Genomic DNA, 18,737 nt, shown 5'->3' on the forward strand with positions numbered 1-18,737 from the left:
CCAATCCTAACCGCAGGATGGGTGGACCAAGATAGGCACCCGAATATGCGGCAGCAGCTCCGTGGCGGTAGATCCCAAGAACACGCGGGCGATGGGGCCCTGCGGGGTGGAGGCCATGAGCATGAGATCGCCCTTCTTCCATTTGAGCGAATCCACCGCGCCGCCCCAGCCCGCGCCGGAACCAATTTCAGAGGTGACAACCAGCTCTGGGAATTTCTCTTGGATGCTATCGCGGGCGCGGTCCAGCATGGCGAGGGAATCCTCGAGCCACTCGGCCGTCAGCTTAAGCGCCATATCGTGCTTATCCTTGGACGGCGTATTGAGCAGCCCCTTTGCTGAGAAGGCAAGCAGGCGCAGCGGCAGGCTCCAGCGGTTCGCGAGCTCCGCTGCGGCGAGCATCTCATGATCTTCGCGCGGGCTGCGTTCGGTGATGGCAAAGTTGAAGCGGGTGACGCCATGCTTGGACAGCTTCACCTTGCGGGGAACCAAGCCCAATGGTTGAGGGGAATAATGCAGCAGGGTATCGGCCGTAGAACCAGCAAAGAAACGGCCCTTCGGTGCCGCCTGGTTGGGGCCTAAGATGATGAGGTCTGCCTGGAACTTCTTGGCCATCTCCGTCAGTAGGTGGGGGCGCGATGGCCCGTCCACCAAAAGGGATGGCTTGTCATCCCAGCAGCTGCGGGGTACACCGGCTTCATCGAGGGCGGCATGGGTAGCGGCCGCGCAGGCCTCCTTTTGTGCTTTAAACCATTTCTTATATTTTCCGCCCAGCTTGCTGAGGGAAGTAGTAGTCCACGGCTGGAACACGGTAGAGATGACCCGCACCTGGGTAGTGGCGGTACGGGAAAGCCACGCGGCGCAATCTAGAGCCTCGGTGCCGGAGGAAGAAGGGCTCCAAGAAATAAGAATGCGAAGGGGTTCATCGGCCGAGCCCTTGCTTAAGGCCGGCAGGTGCCCATCGGAAGAATCAGTTGCCATACGGAGTGAACTAGTGAGAGATTACGGTTTTCGTTTTCTCAATTATCACGTTAAGCCCAAGAAAAATGAAATCACCGCGGGCAAAACTAGCGCTGTTCGCCGTTCATTGTGGGGCGATAGACATCAGCCAGCTTGGAGATGACGGTGGCAACGTCGTTCGCGGTCTCCAAATCCTTCGGCTCGAGCCACCGCATGATCTCTGCTAGGGCGGAGGCGCGCTGCTGCGAGACGATGGCTAGTTCGGATTCGCCTAGTTGCGTCAGCGCTACCAAGACGCCGCGGCGATCCTCTTCATCGCGGTGGCGTTCCACGTATCCGCGGCGCTCTAGCTGATAGAGCGCGTTGGAGGCGGTGGGCATGCGGATAAGTTCTGCCTGCGCGATGGTGGAAACGCGGGACGGTCCGCGCATACGCAGCTGGTTCATGATGGACACCTGCGAGGTGGTCAATGAAGAGCCTTCCGCCGTGCGCTGGAAAATAAGAATGAGCTTATTGAGCGACGGCTGGATGGAACGCGCGACCTCGACGGCATCCTCGTACGTAGACGGGGATTGAGCGGGGCCCTTCTCCTCATGTTGCTGCGTCATAGAAAACGATTGTATAGCCCGTTTTCCCTGCGCGGTAGTTCGGAAGTTAAAAAATTAGTTTCCGGCAATAAAGTCTTCTAGCTCGGCGCGCGCCACGTCATCAGCCTTTTGTACCGGCGGGGATTTCATCAGGTAGGACGAGGCAGCCAGTACCGGGCCCGCCACCCCGCGGTCGAGGGCAATCTTGGCGGCGCGTACGGCGTCAATGATGATGCCGGCGGAGTTAGGCGAGTCCCAGACCTCCAGCTTGTACTCCAAGTTCAGCGGTACTTCGCCAAAGGCGGAGCCCTCCAAGCGGACATAGGCCCACTTACGGTCATCGAGCCATTCCACGTAATCGGAAGGCCCGATGTGGACGTTTCGGTCCTCCCGCTTGCCGGCGATGGGCGAGTTGTGCAGGTTAGAGGTTACGGCCTGCGTCTTGGAGATCTTTTTGGATTCGAGGCGCTCGCGCTCGAGCATATTCTTAAAGTCCATATTGCCGCCCACATTGAGCTGCATGGTGCGCTCCAAGCGCACGCCGCGATCTTCAAAGAGCTTTGCCATGACGCGGTGGGTAATGGTGGCGCCCACCTGGGACTTAATATCATCGCCCACGATGGGCAGCCCGGCGTCTTCGAACTTCTTCGCCCATACCGGATCAGAGGCAATAAAGACCGGCAAGGCATTGACAAAGGCGCAGCCGGCATCGATGGCCGCCTGGGCGTAGAACTTATCCGCTTCCTCAGAGCCCACCGGCAGGTAGGAGACTACGACGTCGGCGCCGGACTGGCGGAGTATGGCGGGGACGTCGGCAAGCGGGGCTTCCGATTCCGCGATGGATTCTTGGTAGTACCGGCCGAGGCCGTCCAGGGTAGGGCCGCGCTGCACGGTAACGCCCAGCTCAGGGACGTCGGTAATGGAAATGGTGCAGTTGCGGGAGCTGCGCGTAGCCTCCGCTAGGTCCTTGCCCACCTTGTCCGCATCTACGTCGAAGGCGGCAACGAATTCCACATCGCCTACGTGGTACGGGCCAAACTGGGCGTGCATCAAACCGGGAATATCTGCATCGGCCGCGGCGTTGCGATAAAACTCCACGCCTTCAATGAGGGACGTGGCGCAGTTGCCGACGCCCACGATGGCGACCTTTACTTTTTCGGACACGGTCTACTCCTTTAACTCCATGAGTTGTGGCTGTCAGTGACTGCGCAAGAGTAAGCCGAAAACTATGCCCTACGGTGGCATAACGCCATGTGGATCGATCAAGAAGAGGTAATTAGGATGATCCGGGTGAATTCCGTTGCCTATAAGCACGTGCTCTCTCATGAATGGGAGCGCGCCCACCACCTGCGCGAATTTCGCGCCGGGCAGCTCACGCGGGAGGACGTGTGCGATGCTGATTTTTTGCTGCGCGCCGCAGCTGAGCACCACGGGCGCACCATGGATAAGGAATGCCCCGTGTGCGGCGAGCCTTTGCGGCTCACGCGCTGGGTCTATGGCGAGAACCTCGGCCGCCGCGCCGGAAGCGCCCGCAGTGAGAAAGAAATAGCGGAGTTTGTGGCCGAGGGCTTGGAGTTTACGGTGCACGAGGTGGAGGTATGCCGCCAGTGCCGGTGGAACCACTTGTTGCGTTCTGCTACTGCATTTAACGCGTGTTAGTTTCCAGCGCACCCCCTTAGGCAGTAAGCTGCAATTATTTAGTTTGTGATCAGGGATGAATGAGGACACGAATCAGTGACCGAGAAGGAATCTACCGGCAAGTCCACTAAGGTGGCTCGCCCCAGCAAAAAGCAGGCGACAAAGAAGCGCCGCATCTGGCCGTGGGTCGTTTTGGCGTTCCTACTGGTCTTTGTAGCACTGCCCGCAGGACTTTTTGCCTACGCATACTCGCAATACACCGTTCCGGAGCCCAAGGACCTGGCCAATAACCAGGTCTCCACCATCTACGCGGGTGATAATCAGACCCAGCTCGCCCGCTTGGTGCCGCCGGAAGGCAACCGCACCCACGTGACGCTGGATGAAATCCCGGAATACGTGCAGGACTCCGTGCTGGCCGCGGAGGACCGTGACTTCTGGGATAACTCAGGCTTCTCCTTCACCGGCCTCGGCCGCGCCGTGGTGGGTAAGGTAACCGGTAATGAAGATGCTGGCGGCGGTTCCACCATTACCCAGCAGTATGTGAAAAACACGCTGGTGGGCAACGAATACTCCTACGTGCGCAAGATTCGCGAGCTCATCTACTCGGTGAAGATGACCAATGAGTGGGATAAGAAGGATATTCTCAACGCCTACCTCAACACCGTGTATTTCGGCCGCAATGCCTACGGCATCCAGGCGGCATCCAACGCCTACTTTGATAAGGACGCCAAGGACCTCACTCCGGAGGAAGGCGCCATGCTCGCCGGCCTCATTCAGTCCCCATCCGGCCTCGACCCGCGCGTGAACCAGGAGGGCTCCGAGGACCGCTGGAACTACGTACTTGACGGCCTGGTGGGAATGGGTGACCTCACCCAGGAACAGCGCGATGGCATGGTCTTCCCGGAGACCCGCGACCCAGCTGAGTACTCCGCCTACACCGAGGCGCCCGGCGCCAATGGCCACATCAAGGATCAGGTCATCCGCGAATTGGAAGAGGTAGGCATCACCGAAAACGAGGTGTCCACCGGCGGCCTGCGCATCACCACCACCATCGACATGAATGTGCAGAACAACACCATTCAGGCAGTTGATGACCAGATGGCTCCGCTGCAAGAGGATGCGCGTGCGGCTTCCGTGACCATCGATCCGAAGACCGGTGCGGTCCGCGGATACTTTGGCGGCCACGATTCCAATGGTTGGGACTATGCCAACTCCCCGCTGCAGACCGGTTCTACTTTCAAGATCATGGCCCTTGCGGCCGCCTTGCAGCAGGGCATCAGCCTCGATACCAATTACTCGTCCGCTCCGTACCAGCTGCCTGGCTCGGATGTTGTCACCAACGTGGGCGGCGGCTGCGGCGTATGCAACCTGCGCGAGGCTACCAAGCAATCCCTGAATACCTCCTTCCTTCGCCTGCAGGAGGACCTCAAGAACGGCACGCAGGACACCGCAGATATGGCGCACGCCCTTGGCGTGGCTAAGTCCCTGCCGGGCATTGAAAAGACGCTGACGGAAAACGGCAAGCAGCCATTCGAAGGCATTGTTCTGGGCCAGTACCAGTCCCGCCCGCTCGATATGGCCACCGCAATGTCCACCCTGGCTAACCAGGGCGTGTGGCATAACCCGCACTTTGTGCAGCGCGTAGAAAACGCTGCCGGCGAAGTGCTGTACGAGCACCCCGAAGACGAGGGCGAGCGCCGCGTATCGTCCAACGTGGCTAATAACGTCATCGAAGCCATGGAGCCGGTGGCCGCATGGTCTAATGGCGCTCTTGCCGGTGGCCGTGTTTCCGCCTCCAAGACCGGTACCACTCAGATGGGCGATACCGGCAATAACAAGGATGCCTGGATGGTCGGTGCCACCCCGCAGCTGGCTACCGCCGTGTGGGTAGGTACCGCGGATAACACCTCCGCTATCTTCGATCAGTACGGCGGCATCATGTACGGCGCCGGCGCGCCAACCAAGATTTGGAAGGCCGTGCTGGATAACTCCCTGGCCAACTCCGAATTCCAAAACTTCCCGGCTGCCTATCCGCTGGGATTCGGCAACATGGGCGCCGGAACGGCCGCTCCGGCCTATGACCCGAGCTGGGATAGCGGCGCTGGCGATACCCAGGACTACGAGGCCCCTGCCGAGCAAGCAGCTCCGGAAGAGGAAACCAAGCCGGCTCAGCCGGAGAACAAGCCGGAGAGCCCGAAGCCTGCCCCGAAACCGCAACGCGGCAATGGCAATAGCGGCAATGGTGGCAATAGCGGTAATAGCAACCAGGCACCGGCCCAGCCAGAGGCGCCGTCTTTGGATGACCTCATCGGCCCCGATAGCGACTTGGCAGACCTTCTAGGGTAGGCGGCAGTGACAGCGAATCCGCACCAGCGCATTCCCGCCTCCTCAGAACCCTTGGCCCGCGGGGTAATTGAATTCCTCGGCGGGCCAAGGGGCCGTTTTGCCGGTGTACGCCGCACCCAGTGGTGGACCCCTCTGCGCGCCATAATCGCCGTCGGCTGGGTTTTCCTGGCGTGCGGATTCCTCTCGAAGGCTAATTGCGCCGGCGGCACCCGCGGTGATGACGGGGTCATTAGCCTGAATTGGGCGGGCAACCGCCAGTACACCTCTTTTTGCTATAACGACATCATCCCGCTTTACGGTGGCCGCGGCCTCGATGAAGGCGGCTTCCCCTATGCCTATTCTTGGCAAGAGGGTGACCTGACCCGCTATATGGAGTACCCAGTCCTCGCGGGCCTTTTCCAGGGGTTGATGGGCTGGATTGCCCGCAATACGTACTCTCTGGTTGAGTGGGTCGGCATCCCGGAGGCCGGATGGTACTTCGGCCTGACCGCCTTTGTCATGGCGTGCATCTGGGTAGGCGTGCTCTACATGGTCTACCTGCTGGTGGGCAACCGTACCTGGGACACCATCCTCGTCGCCGCCAGCCCCCTTGTCATCATCCACGCCTTCAGTAACTGGGATATCCCCTCCATCGCCTTTGCCGTAGGTGCGCTCCTGGCCGCCGCGCGCAAGCGCCCTGCCGTAGCGGGTGTCCTCATCGGCCTTGGCACTTCCTTTAAGCTGTGGCCGCTCTTTCTCTTGGGGGCATTCCTGGTCTTGGCGGTGCGCAACCGCCGCTGGCCGCAATTTTTCTACGCCTTGCTCGCCGCGGCCGTGACCTGGATCGTGGTCAACGCTCCGGTGGCCCTGAAGTACCCGGAGGCATGGCGCGAATTTTTCCGCCTCAACCAAGAGCGCGGTGCGGAGTGGACCACCATTTACTCGGTGCTTAGCCGCAATACTGGGATTAGCTTTAGCCCTGAGTTCCTCAATACCTTCAGCCTGGTGGCGTTTTTGGCTCTCTGTGCGGCGATTGCGGTGCTGGGCCTGCGCAGCGCGCGGACGCCGCGCATGGCCGAGCTGGTTTACCTCATCGTGGCAGCCTTCTTACTGTTCAACAAGGTGTGGTCGCCCCAGTATTCGTTGTGGCTGTTGGTGCCCGCGGCCCTAGCCCTGCCACGCTGGCGCTTGGTCTTTAGCTGGGCGCTTGTCGACGCCCTCGTGTGGCCCCTACTCATGTGGCACATGCTGGGTACAGACAATAAGGGTATTCCGCACGAGCTGCTTGACGTTGCGATTATCTCCCGCGACGCCCTCATTATCGCCATGGCTGTCCTCGTCATTCGCCAGATGTGCGGAAAGACCCCGGATAAGGTGCGCGATGCGCACGCCGGCCGCGACCCCTTGGCAGGAGCATTCGCATGATCATTACCTATATCGGAATGGCATCCATCATCTTGGGATTCCTCTGCGTGATGGGGGCCTTCTGGCTCTTCCACAATCGTGAAGATCGCCGCGGGCCCATCGTGCTGGGGCTTTTGGCCATTCTTTTCCTCACCATCATTCCGGCGACTGCTGCTGTGTTTTTCGCCGCAACGACCACTGGTTAGATTTCTTTTCGCCGGTCATTTGCGGTACTGTAGTGGGGTTGCTTGACGCAACGTACCCTCCTGCTGCATCCGCAAAGGTGATGCAGCCGAAAACTACTAGACCATAGGAGGTGATGAGGTCCGTGCGTCACTACGAAGTCATGATCATTCTGGATCCTAATCAGGATGAGCGCACCGTAACCCCGTCCCTGGATAAGTTCCTCGAAATCGTCCGCCAGGAAGGCGGCAAGGTTGAGAACCTTGATGTATGGGGCAAGCGTCGTCTTGCATACCCCATCAACAAGAAGGAAGAGGGCATTTATGCCGTCGTCAACCTGGAGTGCGAGCACACTTCGGTTGCCGAGCTCGACCGCCGTCTGAACCTGAACGACACCATCCTGCGTACCAAGGTTCTGCGCACCGACAGCAAGTAGCGGATACTGGGATCAAGCACAATCCACGTAACCGATAAGGAGTAAAGACATGGCACAGGGAGATACCAATATCACGGTGGTAGGCAACATCGTTGCTGACCCCGAGCTGCGCTTCACCCCGGCGGGCGCGGCAGTAGCTAACTTCCGCGTCGCCTCCACCCCTCGTCGCTATAACTCGCAGACGAATCAGTGGGAAGACGGCGAAGCTATGTTCCTGACCTGCAACGTATGGCGTCAGGCAGCGGAAAACGTTGCCGAGACCATGTCTAAGGGCATGCGCGTCATCGTTACCGGCCGCTTGAAGCAGCGTTCCTTCCAGACCCGTGAGGGCGATAACCGCACCGTATTCGAGATTGACGTCGACGAAGTCGGTCCGTCTCTGCGCTACGCCACCGCTCAGGTAAACCGCAATCCGCGTGAGGGCGGCAATAACTTTGGCGGCGGCGGCCAACAGCGCTCGAATAACAATAATCAGGGCGGTTTTGGAGGCGGCCAGCAACAGCAGCCACAGCAGAACCAGGCTCCTTCTGAGGATCCGTGGAACTCCGCACCACCTGCAGGTGGTTTCGGAGGCGCTGATTCTGAACCTCCGTTCTAAGTCTGTCACCCGCAACTATTCAACTAACTCAATTGAAAGGCAGGGATCATGAAGCTGATCCTCACCGCTGCCGTTGAGAACCTCGGCGCCGCTGGCGAAATTGTTGAGGTTAAGGACGGCTACGGACGTAACTACCTGCTTCCTCGCGGCCTGGCCATCGTGGCTACCCGCGGCGCAGAGAAGCAGATTGAGGGCATCAAGCGCGCCCAGGAAGCTCGCGAGATTCGCGACCTGGATCACGCACGTGAGGTCCGCAACCAGCTCGAGCAGCTGACGGATGTCAAGGTAGAGGTTAAGACCTCCGAATCCGGTAAGCTCTTCGGTTCCGTTCAAGCAGAAGACATTGTCAACGCCGTCTCCAAGGCTGGTGGCCCTAAGCTGGATAAGCGCATCGTTGTGCTTCCTAAGGGCCTGGTCAAGAAGACCGGCAACTACCAGGTCGAGCTGAAGCTGCACGCTGATGTTATCGGCAAGGTGAACTTCTCGGTCGTTGCTGCCTAACTAGGCGCACGACGGTCCATATAGACCCAAAGACAACAGCAACGCTTTAGGCCTCAAGTTCCTGCTATGTGAGGTGGCAGGAACTTGGGGCCTTTAGCGCGTTTTCACCGGCCTGTGGATAACTGTGGAATTCTGTGGATAACTCTTTGGCCGTTTAACTTTCTGTTTACGCGGAGGCCGCTTTATTAACCCGCAGGTCAGGCCCCTTATCCACGGATGATGTGCCTATTTTCACACCGGGAAAAACATACCCTGAACTGGGATTTTGATTTGTGCAGGTCATGGGCTTTTGGAGTTATCCACAGGCCTATGCAGGGCAAATATGGGCAAAGGCTCTCGCGACCTGCAATTTTCACAGCACCCTGTGGATAACTGTGGAAGTTATGCCCAGGGGGTGGTGTCCGGGCACTAGACTACACTGAGATTCCGATACGCTCGGACGCTCAAATAGCCACAAGGGGGAGAAGTCATGACCAACGCCAGCTTTGATGATGAACACCTGCCACCAGAGCCGCCGCCGGAGGAGGAACCGGCCCCACGCCGCCGCTATCAGCAGGAAGAGCCAAAGCGCTATGGCGAATTCCGCCAGCCTCCCGCAGACCGCGAAGCGGAGCAGGGCGTCCTGGGCGCAATGTTGCTGAGCCCCCATACGGTGATGGAGGTCATCGAGGAGCTAGAGCCGGAGGATTTCTACTATCCGGCGCACACGTTGATTTACCGCGCCATGCTGGATCTATATTCCGAGGGCAAGGACGTCGACGCCGTCATTTTGGCCTCCCAGCTCGACCGCTTTAATAACCTCGAGCGCGTCGGCGGCGCCCCCTATCTCCACACGCTGCTCGCCACGGTGCCCACGGCTGCGAACGCACGCTACTACGCCGAAATCGTCGCGGAAAAGGCAGTGCTGCGCAAGCTTGTTGATGCCGGTACGCGCGTAGTACAGCTCGGATTTTCCGGCACCGAAGATGCAGAAATCGAGTCCGTGCTGGACCGTGCGCAGCAGGAAGTTTTCGCCGTCGCCCAGCGCAAGACGGCAGAAGATTACCGAGTCCTGGGGGATCTCATTGACCCCACCATTGATGAGCTCGCCGCCCTGCAGCAAGCCGGCGGCGTGGAGCTAGGTGTGCCTACTGGCTTCATCGACCTCGATAAGTTAACCAATGGCCTTCACGCGGGCCAGATGGTCATCGTTGCTGCCCGCCCTGGTGTGGGTAAATCGACCCTAGCCATGGACTTTATGCGTTCCTGCTCCTTGCAGCACGGCAAGTCCTCGGTGATTTTCTCGCTCGAGATGTCAGCTTCTGAAATCGTCATGCGCCTGCTCTCGGCGGAGTCAGAGGTAAAGCTGGCCGATATGCGCGGTGGCCGAGTTTCCACCGAGGACTGGGCAAAAATCGATGAGACCCTCAACCGAGTGCAAGACGCCCCACTCTTCATTGATGACTCCCCGAACCTCACGATGATGGAAATTCGGTCCAAGGCCCGCCGCCTCAAACAGCAGCACGGTTTGGATCTCATTGTCTTGGACTACCTGCAGCTGATGTCTTCGGGTAAAAAGGTGGAGTCCCGCCAGCAAGAGGTCTCTGAGTTCTCCCGTCAGCTAAAGCTCTTGGCCAAGGAGCTGGAGGTTCCTCTCATCGCTATCTCGCAGCTGAACCGTGGCCCTGAGGCGCGTACGGATAAAAAGCCGCAGCTTGCGGACCTCCGTGAGTCTGGCTCGCTGGAGCAGGACGCCGATATGGTCATGCTGCTCTACCGCCCCGACTCCCAGGACCGCGATAATGAGCGCGCCGGCGAGGCGGATATTATCCTAGCCAAGCACCGTGGCGGCCCGATCGATACCGTGCAGGTGGCGCACCAGCTGCACTACTCCAAGTTCGTCAATATGGCGCACGGTTAAATTACAGGTCTACCACCGCGTTGGGGTCTCCCAATCGTGGGCCAAGGATGACCAGTACCAAGAAAACCGCAGCTGCGGCAATCGCCAGCCATCGCCACACGGGGAAAAGGCGTTCGCCGCACAGGCGGGCGAACGCCGCACCGATAAGCGCGCCCAGGGTATTGAAGAGAAGATCATCGATATCCGTGCGCCCCAGGGCGAAAGCATATTGGCACACCTCCAGCACTAGGCTCAGACCAAATCCCCACGCAGCTGTCTTCTTAACGGAGCGGCAGAGGCTAAAGACCAGCATGCCGAAGGGGATGAAGAATGCGGTATTGCCCGCGTACTCAAATAGCGGGCCAAACCAGCTGCCGCCGGAAAATTCATCGAAAGGAACCCAGCGCAAATCCCGGGCGCGCTGATTTTCCGGTTTCCACAAATAGCCAATCTGGTAGAAGGGCTTGAGCGTGGTTAACGCGACCATGACCGCGGTCCACGCGGCGAGGGATACCCTGCTGAGCACGCGCTAGTCCTTTCTTTCGTGGCGGGGGAGTGTACGCCCCGCCAATGCTAGCCTGCTCAGGGGTGCTCGGCGGCCTTATTTAGCGACGGACGGAAAAGCCGCGCAGCCGCAGCGAGTTAGTAACCACGAAAACCGAGCTCAGCGCCATGGCCAGGCCCGCCAGCAGGGGATTGAGCCAGCCGAGCGCGGCCACGGGAATGAGTACGACGTTATAGGCGAAGGCCCAGAAGAGATTGCCCTTAATGATTGCTAGCGTGCGGCGCGAGAGCCGAATGGCATCAGCGGCGCAGCGTAAATCGCCGTTCATCAGGGTGATATCGGAGGCTTCAATGGCAACATCGGTACCCGCGCCCATGGCCAGGCCGAGGTCGGCTTGGGCCAGCGCGGCGGCGTCGTTAATGCCATCGCCCACCATCGCCACGGTGTGCCCTGCGGCCTGCAGCTCCTTGATGTGGTTCACCTTGTCCTCTGGCAGGACCTCAGCGCTGACGTGATCGATTCCCACCTCGGCGGCCACGGCGTGAGCGGCCCCGGCATTATCACCGGTCAGCAGGTAAGGGGTTAGCCCCAGTTCCTTCATCTGCGCCACGGCGGCGGCCGAGCTGGGCTTGATGGTATCGCGCACCTCAATGACGCCTGCGGGCTGTCCGTTGACGGTGACGACCACCGGCGTGGCACCAGCGTCCTGTGCGGCGCGGAACGGCGCTTCCAGGTCACCCAACGGGCCTTGCCGCTTGCCGACGCCTACCCGGACCCCCTCCACAGTTCCTTCCACGCCACCCGGAACCACTGCGAAGTCGGTAGCCGGCTTTACACTGCGCTCGCTAGCGATAGCGCGAGCGATGGGGTGCTCGGAATTGTGTTCCACGGCCGCGGCCAAGTCGAGGACGTCGCCGTGCACGGCGGTAACGGACATCTCTCCGGCCGTTACCGTGCCGGTCTTATCCATGACGATGGTATCGATTTGCCGCGTAGATTCCAGAATCTCCGGGCCTTTAATGACAAGCCCCAGCTGCGCTCCTCGGCCGGTGCCGACGAGGATCGCGGTGGGCGTCGCCAAGCCCATAGCGCAAGGGCAGGCCACAATGAGGACGGAGACCGCGGCGATAAAGGCTGGGGCCACCCCGCCGAAGAAGAGATGGGCAAGGAGTGTCAGCGCTGCCACGGCGATGACCGCGGGGACGAAGACCTGTGCAATGCGGTCCACGAGGCGCTGTACCGGCGCCTTGGAGGTTTGTGCGTCCGTGACCAGCTGGGCCATTTGGGCCAGTACCGTATCCTCGCCCACCTTGGTCGCGCGCACCTCGAGCTTGCCGGAGGCGTTAATGGTTGCGCCGGTCACCGCATCGCCGGAGCCGACCTCGACGGGCACGGGCTCGCCGGTGATCATGGAGGCGTCGACCGCCGAGTTGCCGGCAACGACGATGCCGTCGGTGGCGATCTTTTCGCCCGGGCGTACAACGAAGACATCGCCTACCTGCAACTGGGCAATGGGAATGCGCTGCTCGCCTCCCTCGCGCAGCACCGAAGCTTCCTTAGCACCTAAGGAGAGCAGCTCCCGCAGCGCCTCGGAGGACTGGCCTTTGGCTCGTGCCTCGAACCACCGGCCGAGTAGGAGGAAGGTAACGACCATGCCCACGGACTCGAAATAGATGTGATCCATCTGCGCCGCGTTCGCATCCAACGTCATGTGCATCTTCATGCCCGGTTCGCCTGCATTGCCGAAAAACAGCGCCCATAGCGACCAAAAGTAGGCCGCTGAGGTTCCCATGGTGATAAGCGTGTCCATGGTGAAAGAACCGTGCTTGAGGTTTGTCCACGTAGCGGTGTGGAAAGGCGCGCCACCAAAGATAAAAACGATGGTGGCCACGATGGCGCAGGCCCACTGCCAATTGGGAAATTGCAGTGCCGGCCACATCGATACCACCATGAGCGGTAGCGATAGGGCACCAGAGATGATGGTGCGGCGCAGTAGCCCTCCGTCACTGCTCTTCTCGGCTTGGGGCTCCTCCGCCTTCGCCCCCGCCATATCGAAGGCGCCGTATCCTGCGCTCTCTACCACCGAAATGAGCTCCTGTGGACTTACCGACTGGGAGTCATACTCGATGGCCGCCGCCTCGGTAGCGAAATTGACGCTGGCGCTTACTCCCTCGAGCTTGTTTAGCTTGCGCTCGACGCGGGCGGAGCAGGAGGTGCACGTCATTCCTGTTACGCCAAGGTCCAAGTGGGACATGGTGGTTCCTACTTCAGCGTGTAGCCGGCCTCAGCCACGGCGGCCGCTACCTGTTCATCGGTGAAATCGGTGCCAGTAACCGTGACGGCGCCGGTGGTATGGTCCGCAGTGACCTCGCTAACGCCAGAAATTTCGCCGACCTCTTCCTTTACCGACATTTCGCAATGTCCGCAGGTCATGCCCTCTACGGTGTAGTTCTTGGTGCTCATGATGATCCTTTCTTAGAGTTGGTTTCTGGGCCCATTCTATACCCCCTAGGGGTATATGACAAGGATTTTTCATGTACGTTGGGGAATAAAGCAATCCGCAAAGGAGTTAGAACAACCATGGCTACTATCGATGTCACCGAAGAAAACTTTGAAGAAACCGTTACCGGCGAGGGCATTACTCTCGTAGACGCGTGGGCCGATTGGTGCGGCCCCTGCAAGCGCTTTGCGCCGGTTTTTGAAAAGGCCTCCGAAGAGCACACGGATGCAACCTTTGCCAAGCTTGATACCGAGGCTAACCAGGGTCTCGCATCCGCGCTGGAGATTCAGTCCATTCCTACGCTGATGATCTTCCGCGATGGCATCTTGGTCTTCCGCGAGGCTGGCGCGCTGCCACCTGCAGCATTGGAAGACCTGCTGAAGCAGGTCAAGGAACTCGATATGGCGGAGGTTCGCCGCCAGGTAGAAGAGCAGAATGCGCAGGGTTAATCCCCGCTAGCTTCCTAGGCGCTTTCTGGTGAGTATCGCTAAACTCGCTAGAAAGCGTCTTTTTATGTCCAAAGGAGAAGATAATGGCTAACCCCTTCAGCAAGGGCTGGAAGTACATGATGAGTTCCTTCGATCAGAAGATTGATGAGAACGCTGATCCGAAGGTGCAGATCCAGCAGGCCGTCCAGGCCGCCAAGGAGCAGCACCAGCAGATTTCTGATCACGCTGCAGAAATCATCGGCCATAAGTCCCAGCTGGAGATGCAGATGAACCGCCTGGTTAAGTCCCAGCAGGACTACCAGTCTCAAACCCAGCGTGCATTGGAGCTGGCGGATTCTGCGGAGGACCCGCAAAAGGCCTCCGAGTATAACCAGGCTGCGGAAGTGGTTGCCTCCCAACTAGTAGCGGTGGAGCAGGAGCTGGAAGACGTTAAGCAGCAGTACGCCGCCGCAGAGCAGGCTGCCGCGCAGGCCAAGAGCCAGCAGCAGCAGTCTGAGGCGCGCTTGAAGGAACAGCTGGCCCAGGTTAGCCAGCTGGAGGCCCAGGCGGACCAGGCGGCTATGCAAGAAAAGAACGCCCAGGCTATTGATTCCATGAATCAGCTCAACCCGGACGATTCCGTACCTACTCTTGATTCTGTGCGCGCCAAGATTGAAAAGCGCTACGCCGATGCCCTTGGTGCCCAAGAATTGCAGCACGCCACCGGCGGCGATCGCATTAATGAGATCCAAGCCGCCGGCAATGACATGAAGGCGACTGCGCGCCTTGATGCCATCCGGGCGGATCTTAAAAAGAAGAAAGAGCTCGAATCCGGCGATTAATTCTGCCGGCGAACATTAATCAGAACCCCACGAATCCCTGAGTGGAATCCATCGCGCAGGTTCACGCGCTGGGTTTCGGTCAGGGTGTATTCGTGCAGGGTTTCGCAGGCAAACTGCAACAGCGGGCGGTCGATCTCTGGGGGAAGCCCGCCGCCTGAAAGTAGATGTGCCTGATCTCGCTGCTCGGTGCTAGCAGCGTTATCGAACCACCACGAGGCGTATTGCTGGCCCACATCGAAGGGGGATTGGAACCCAGCCGAGCTCCATACTTCCTCCGGCAGCGGTACATACTTAGAGCGCAGTTTGCGGCGCGGTGCCATCATGGATGGCTTGGGCGCCGGCTTCTCCGCGGGAGAGTCCTCCTCGGCGGGGGAATCCTCTGCCGCATCCGCCTTGGGCGGAGCCGGCTTGGGCGTCGGGGCCGGGGTGGGCTTTTCTGTGGCGCCGAAGGCTGCCTCCACCTCTGAGGGCTCGCCGCATTCATCCGGTTCGGGCATTTCCTCGCCCTCTTTATGTGCATTTTCGCGCACCACTGGAGGAAGCGGGCCTTCTAGGACCTGCAATTCCATAGCGTCTGCGAAGTCCTCGCGAGGGTCCAAGATGGTGGTGGAATCGCAGGCATGGCGCAGTGCGGAGGACATGGAGTCCCAGCCGAATCCATAGAGGTGTACGCGGATGCCGTTATCTACGGCTGCTTGTGCGCCGGGAATCATGTCCGCATCGCCGCTGACGAGGACAAAGTCGGTGAATTGTCCCTTCATGGCGGCGATGACCATGTCCGCTACGAGGCGGGTATCTACGGCCTTTTGGGTGCGGCGCTCACCCCATTCGATGAGCTGACCGGTGCGCAGCTGGACCCCTTCGCAGGTACGCAGGGCGCGCTGGTAGCGGTGCGGGCCAGTATCGGGAATGCCGTCATACCAGTATTGGCGCTGGATGGGGGTCCCAAGTTGGTTCTCAATCATCCCGCCCATGGTGCTGACCACCTCGGGCAGATCGATTTCTAGCTGTGCGCGGGCACCCGTTTCCCACGAGTTATAAAAGCTAGCGAGCAAGTAAGAGGTATCGACAAAGACGAGTGTGCGTTCAAGCATGGCTCCTAAGTTCCGTTCTAATTGTTCTAAATAAAATTCTTTGTGGTTTCCAGTGTGCCCCATTAGTCACAAAACGTCGATAACCTTGGACAAAATCCCAGCGCAGTGGCCGCAAAAAAGTTTTCTCTCTGGAAGTATTGCAGGGATGGGGTGTTGCCGATATGGTTAGTTACACAAGTAACTAACCAACGAACCGAGGGGCAATGGACAATTCCACGCAACCACTCTTCCGCCAGATTGCTTCTCTGGTGGAGGACGCCATCGTGGATGGCACCTTGGGCGAAGGGGATAGGGCCCCTTCCACTAATGAGCTTGCTGATTTTCACAACATCAACCCAGCTACTGCCCGCAAGGGCATAAGCCTGTTGGTGGATATCGGGGTGCTGGATAAGCGCCGCGGCATCGGCATGTTCGTGGCAGAAGGTGCCCTGAAAACGATCCGCGAGCGCCGCCGCGCCGACTTCGCGGCGGAATACATGGCACCGCTTGTCGACGAAGCCGTTCGCCTGGGCTACAACCGCGCCCAACTCCACGACCTATTTGATCGCGTTGCAGAAAGCCGAGGAATGTACTCATGATTACAACACGAGATTTCACTTTTGCTGATGGCCTCACGCACGGCTTAGTTGGCCCCAATGGCATTGGCAAAACCACGCTCCTGCGCAAGATTGCCGGACAAATCCAAGCTGGCGGTATTACGGTCTTCGGCGAGGAACCCTTCGACAAGCAATCGGTTCTCAACCGAGTCATTTTGATGGGTATTGATAACCCGTTGCCGGATTCCTGGGGCATCGGAAAGCTGGGCGTTATTGGTAAGGCGCGCTGGCCGCGCTGGGATGAGGAGCGCTTCAATGAGCTGCTGGTTCGCTTTGACGTGCCGGCCAAGGCTTACTCTGCCCTTTCCCGCGGGCAAAAGTCTGCGGTGGGCTTCATCTTCGCCGTTGCTTCTGGCTGTGAAGTCATGCTTCTTGATGAGCCCTATCTGGGCCTCGACACACAGCGCCGCGAGCTTTTCTATCAGGTCCTTCGTGAGGAACACGGCCGTACCATCGTCATCTCCACCCATCACCTCAATGAGGTAGCGGGTCTTCTCGATACCGTCGCTTTGATGGGGGACAGCCCAATTTCAGGCCCCATTGATGACTTCATCGAGGGAATTCTTGAGCTCACGGGCCCATCGGAGGCTCTCAACGCAGCGGTCGAAGAGCTCGATCTCCCAGTGCTGAGTAGAGAAACCACGCTTGTAGGAGATCGCCTGCTTGCCGACGCCCGCTCTGCCGCCACCGAGCCTATCTTCCGCACGGCCCAGGCCCATGGCCTGCGGATCAATGAAGTTTCCTTGGAACGTGCGGTTATGGCATTGGAGGAGAAAGCATGAAACTCCTGTGGTACCTAGGCGATTGGTGGAGCTGGACCTTTTTCCTTTTCGCTTTGCTCCTCATGCCCGTCATGGCGCAGGGAACGTGGAACGTGCTCCCGGTGATCTTTTCCTTGTCACTAATACTTTCCCTGACACCAGACTTTAAGAAGTATCAGTTGGTGGGGCTAGGCTCGAAAATCTGGAATGAACATCGCCGCTGTCTCGTTGCCCTGTGCGCACTAGCGGCAGCTATCGGTGCCCTCACCGTGCAGTTGTGGTGGGCATTGCCCATTTATGCCGTCGCAGCGGCGTGGGCCATGTACCGCAGGGCTACTCCTAAACGGGTCGGGTACACCACGACCGGTTCCCAACCCTCAAACGGATTTGGATGGTTCCCCCGCACCTTGGCCGGGCAAACCATTTACCGCCGGCAGGTCAAGGCATGGGGTGCTGCGTGTCTGGCGCTAGCAATCGGGTTTGTACTTAGCCGGTATAAGGAGGACATCCCGTTGCTTGGTTTCCTTGGCATCTTCATCTGGACACTTTCAATTGCGATGCTCTTCGCAGCTTTCCACAGCTTGCGAGTATCTCTGCGCGAATACACGGTGCTTGGTGGTAGCCGTACCGTCTGGGCCCGCCACACTGCCGTGCTCGGCCTGATACCTGTCCTAGTCGCGACCACCTCCAGTGCAGTACTGGCAAACGACGGTGAACTTGTAGCGGACATCGTGCTGCTTAGTGCCACCTGCGCCCCTGTAGTGGTCAGTCTGGAATTTCTGGGAAAGAAGAACTGGCATCTATTCGCTCTCTACCTGGTCCTCATTGCCGGGATGGCACTTCTGCGCACTCTGGTGCAGGTCTCCGCGATTGCCCAGCTCTTCTTGGCGGTGGCTTTCTATACAGTCTGGGCTTTGATGCTGCCCGCGTACATTCGCCGAGCGAACGCTCACCGTGGTGGAATGAGTGCTTGGATGGGCATATCTTAAACCACTCGAAAACAGCGTTGGCCTGCGGATTTGTGTTTGTTTAAGTCGCTGTGTAACTTAATACGAGTCAGCGCGACCGACAGCGCCCCACAGGAACACAAAAGTTCCTGGCTGAAGCGGCGATAGGAAAACAGGCCCTGACAAAACAAAATTCTTTTTGCTCACAATGAGCTACACGCCAAAGTGTGTGTGGTTGTTGTGTGGTGATGATGTTTGAGAACTCAATAGTGTGCCAATGTACTTTTTATTTTTTGTGTGCATGGTTGTGTGTTGATTGGTTTGTCTGCCAGCAGGCTTAGTGGTTTGTTGGTTGGTGTGTGCCGGTTGGGTATGTGGAACACGTACTCTTTTGAATGCTGTTTGGTGTTTCGGCTGCATTGAGATGGATTGGTTGGCATGTGATTGTGTTCAACTTTTTTGGTTTCCTCTTTTTGACCCCGTCGGGTTGAGGGAACTGTATTTTTTCTTTGTAGTAATTTTTTGGACGCCAGCATGGATTGCGAAGTGATTGTGC

General features: G+C 58.8%; 21 protein-coding genes. 13 read left to right on the top strand and 8 right to left on the bottom strand.

From position 1 onward, the window contains the following. Positions 1-6: 6 nt before the first annotated feature. The 3 genes from CORTU0001_RS01890 to CORTU0001_RS01900 form a co-directional block, all read right to left on the bottom strand. Positions 7-978, bottom strand: a complete 972-nt coding sequence (locus CORTU0001_RS01890; protein WP_005326984.1) for a universal stress protein — start codon at positions 976-978, stop codon at positions 7-9. An 86-nt stretch (positions 979-1,064) separates the two neighbouring features. Further along, positions 1,065-1,565, bottom strand: coding sequence for a MarR family winged helix-turn-helix transcriptional regulator (locus CORTU0001_RS01895; RefSeq protein ID WP_005326985.1), 501 nt, complete (start codon positions 1,563-1,565; stop codon positions 1,065-1,067). Positions 1,566-1,619: 54 nt separating this feature from the next. Beyond that, entirely contained in the window at positions 1,620-2,708 is a 1,089-nt protein-coding gene (locus CORTU0001_RS01900; RefSeq protein ID WP_005326986.1) for an inositol-3-phosphate synthase, read from the bottom strand. Between the two features lie 117 nt (positions 2,709-2,825). On the opposite strand from CORTU0001_RS01900, the gene CORTU0001_RS01905 reads away from it, so the two are divergent. The 8 genes from CORTU0001_RS01905 (at position 2,826) to dnaB (ending at position 10,529) form a co-directional block, all read left to right on the top strand. Further along, a complete protein-coding gene (locus CORTU0001_RS01905) occupies positions 2,826-3,203 on the top strand; it encodes a DUF5318 family protein (RefSeq protein ID WP_034667960.1) in 378 nt (125 codons plus the stop codon). 75 nt (positions 3,204-3,278) lie between these two features. Then, positions 3,279-5,528: a transglycosylase domain-containing protein gene (locus CORTU0001_RS01910; RefSeq protein WP_005326989.1), complete on the top strand. Its 2,250-nt coding sequence runs from the start codon at positions 3,279-3,281 to the stop codon at positions 5,526-5,528. 6 nt (positions 5,529-5,534) lie between these two features. Next, positions 5,535-6,932, top strand: coding sequence for a glycosyltransferase family 87 protein (locus tag CORTU0001_RS01915; RefSeq protein ID WP_005326991.1), 1,398 nt, complete (start codon positions 5,535-5,537; stop codon positions 6,930-6,932). Further along, positions 6,929-7,117, top strand: coding sequence for a hypothetical protein (locus CORTU0001_RS01920; RefSeq protein ID WP_005326995.1), 189 nt, complete (start codon positions 6,929-6,931; stop codon positions 7,115-7,117). Before CORTU0001_RS01915 ends, CORTU0001_RS01920 begins: the two co-directional genes overlap by 4 nt. A 122-nt stretch (positions 7,118-7,239) precedes the next feature. Continuing rightward, positions 7,240-7,530: a 30S ribosomal protein S6 gene (gene rpsF / locus CORTU0001_RS01925; protein WP_005326996.1), complete on the top strand. Its 291-nt coding sequence runs from the start codon at positions 7,240-7,242 to the stop codon at positions 7,528-7,530. 49 nt (positions 7,531-7,579) lie between these two features. Continuing rightward, a complete protein-coding gene (locus tag CORTU0001_RS01930; protein WP_005326997.1) occupies positions 7,580-8,128 on the top strand; it encodes a single-stranded DNA-binding protein in 549 nt (182 codons plus the stop codon). A gap of 48 nt (positions 8,129-8,176) precedes the next feature. Further along, entirely contained in the window at positions 8,177-8,629 is a 453-nt protein-coding gene (gene rplI, locus CORTU0001_RS01935) for a 50S ribosomal protein L9 (protein WP_005325949.1), read from the top strand. 469 nt (positions 8,630-9,098) lie between these two features. Next, a complete protein-coding gene (dnaB, locus tag CORTU0001_RS01940; RefSeq protein ID WP_005325950.1) occupies positions 9,099-10,529 on the top strand; it encodes a replicative DNA helicase in 1,431 nt (476 codons plus the stop codon). 1 nt (position 10,530) lies between these two features. Here the strand turns inward: dnaB and CORTU0001_RS01945 are convergent, their stop codons facing one another. The 3 genes from CORTU0001_RS01945 to CORTU0001_RS01955 form a co-directional block, all read right to left on the bottom strand. Beyond that, the gene (locus tag CORTU0001_RS01945) at positions 10,531-10,995 is read right to left on the bottom strand and encodes a VanZ family protein (protein WP_034667967.1); all 465 of its coding nucleotides are present in this window, start codon (positions 10,993-10,995) and stop codon (positions 10,531-10,533) included. 118 nt (positions 10,996-11,113) lie between these two features. Continuing rightward, positions 11,114-13,267 (bottom strand): heavy metal translocating P-type ATPase, encoded by a 2,154-nt coding sequence (locus CORTU0001_RS01950; protein ID WP_005326999.1) that lies wholly within the window; start codon positions 13,265-13,267, stop codon positions 11,114-11,116. An 8-nt stretch (positions 13,268-13,275) separates the two neighbouring features. After that, positions 13,276-13,476 (bottom strand): heavy-metal-associated domain-containing protein, encoded by a 201-nt coding sequence (locus CORTU0001_RS01955; protein ID WP_005325954.1) that lies wholly within the window; start codon positions 13,474-13,476, stop codon positions 13,276-13,278. Between the two features lie 117 nt (positions 13,477-13,593). Here CORTU0001_RS01955 and trxA point away from each other — a divergent pair, with 117 nt between their 5' ends. Together trxA and CORTU0001_RS01965 are read left to right on the top strand one after the other, a co-directional pair. Further along, positions 13,594-13,962 carry a thioredoxin gene (trxA, locus tag CORTU0001_RS01960; protein WP_005325956.1) on the top strand — a complete coding sequence of 123 codons (369 nt, stop codon included), beginning with the start codon at positions 13,594-13,596 and terminating at the stop codon, positions 13,960-13,962. An 83-nt stretch (positions 13,963-14,045) separates the two neighbouring features. Continuing rightward, positions 14,046-14,783, top strand: coding sequence for a PspA/IM30 family protein (locus tag CORTU0001_RS01965; RefSeq protein ID WP_005325958.1), 738 nt, complete (start codon positions 14,046-14,048; stop codon positions 14,781-14,783). Here CORTU0001_RS01965 and CORTU0001_RS01970 read toward each other — a convergent pair. Continuing rightward, a complete protein-coding gene (locus CORTU0001_RS01970) occupies positions 14,780-15,877 on the bottom strand; it encodes an NYN domain-containing protein (RefSeq protein WP_005325960.1) in 1,098 nt (365 codons plus the stop codon). The two genes, CORTU0001_RS01965 and CORTU0001_RS01970, sit on opposite strands and share 4 nt — an antisense overlap. A gap of 203 nt (positions 15,878-16,080) precedes the next feature. Here CORTU0001_RS01970 and CORTU0001_RS01975 point away from each other — a divergent pair, with 203 nt between their 5' ends. From CORTU0001_RS01975 to CORTU0001_RS01985, 3 genes are read left to right on the top strand one after another with little or no spacing between them, the layout of a single operon-like run. After that, positions 16,081-16,455 carry a GntR family transcriptional regulator gene (locus CORTU0001_RS01975; protein ID WP_005327000.1) on the top strand — a complete coding sequence of 125 codons (375 nt, stop codon included), beginning with the start codon at positions 16,081-16,083 and terminating at the stop codon, positions 16,453-16,455. Further along, positions 16,452-17,255 (top strand): AAA family ATPase, encoded by an 804-nt coding sequence (locus tag CORTU0001_RS01980; RefSeq protein ID WP_005327005.1) that lies wholly within the window; start codon positions 16,452-16,454, stop codon positions 17,253-17,255. The genes CORTU0001_RS01975 and CORTU0001_RS01980 overlap by 4 nt, the downstream gene beginning before the upstream one ends. Then, on the top strand, positions 17,252-18,223 hold the full coding sequence (locus CORTU0001_RS01985) for a hypothetical protein (protein WP_005327006.1): 972 nt from the start codon (positions 17,252-17,254) through the stop codon (positions 18,221-18,223). The genes CORTU0001_RS01980 and CORTU0001_RS01985 overlap by 4 nt, the downstream gene beginning before the upstream one ends. A gap of 221 nt (positions 18,224-18,444) precedes the next feature. On the opposite strand, the gene CORTU0001_RS11850 is transcribed toward CORTU0001_RS01985, so the two are convergent. After that, a partial coding sequence (locus tag CORTU0001_RS11850) for a hypothetical protein (RefSeq protein ID WP_208853849.1) occupies positions 18,445-18,737 on the bottom strand: 293 nt, incomplete at its 5' end.

It is taken from the genome of Corynebacterium tuberculostearicum SK141, from assembly GCF_000175635.1.
In the GTDB taxonomy this organism is placed as follows: domain Bacteria; phylum Actinomycetota; class Actinomycetes; order Mycobacteriales; family Mycobacteriaceae; genus Corynebacterium; species Corynebacterium tuberculostearicum_C.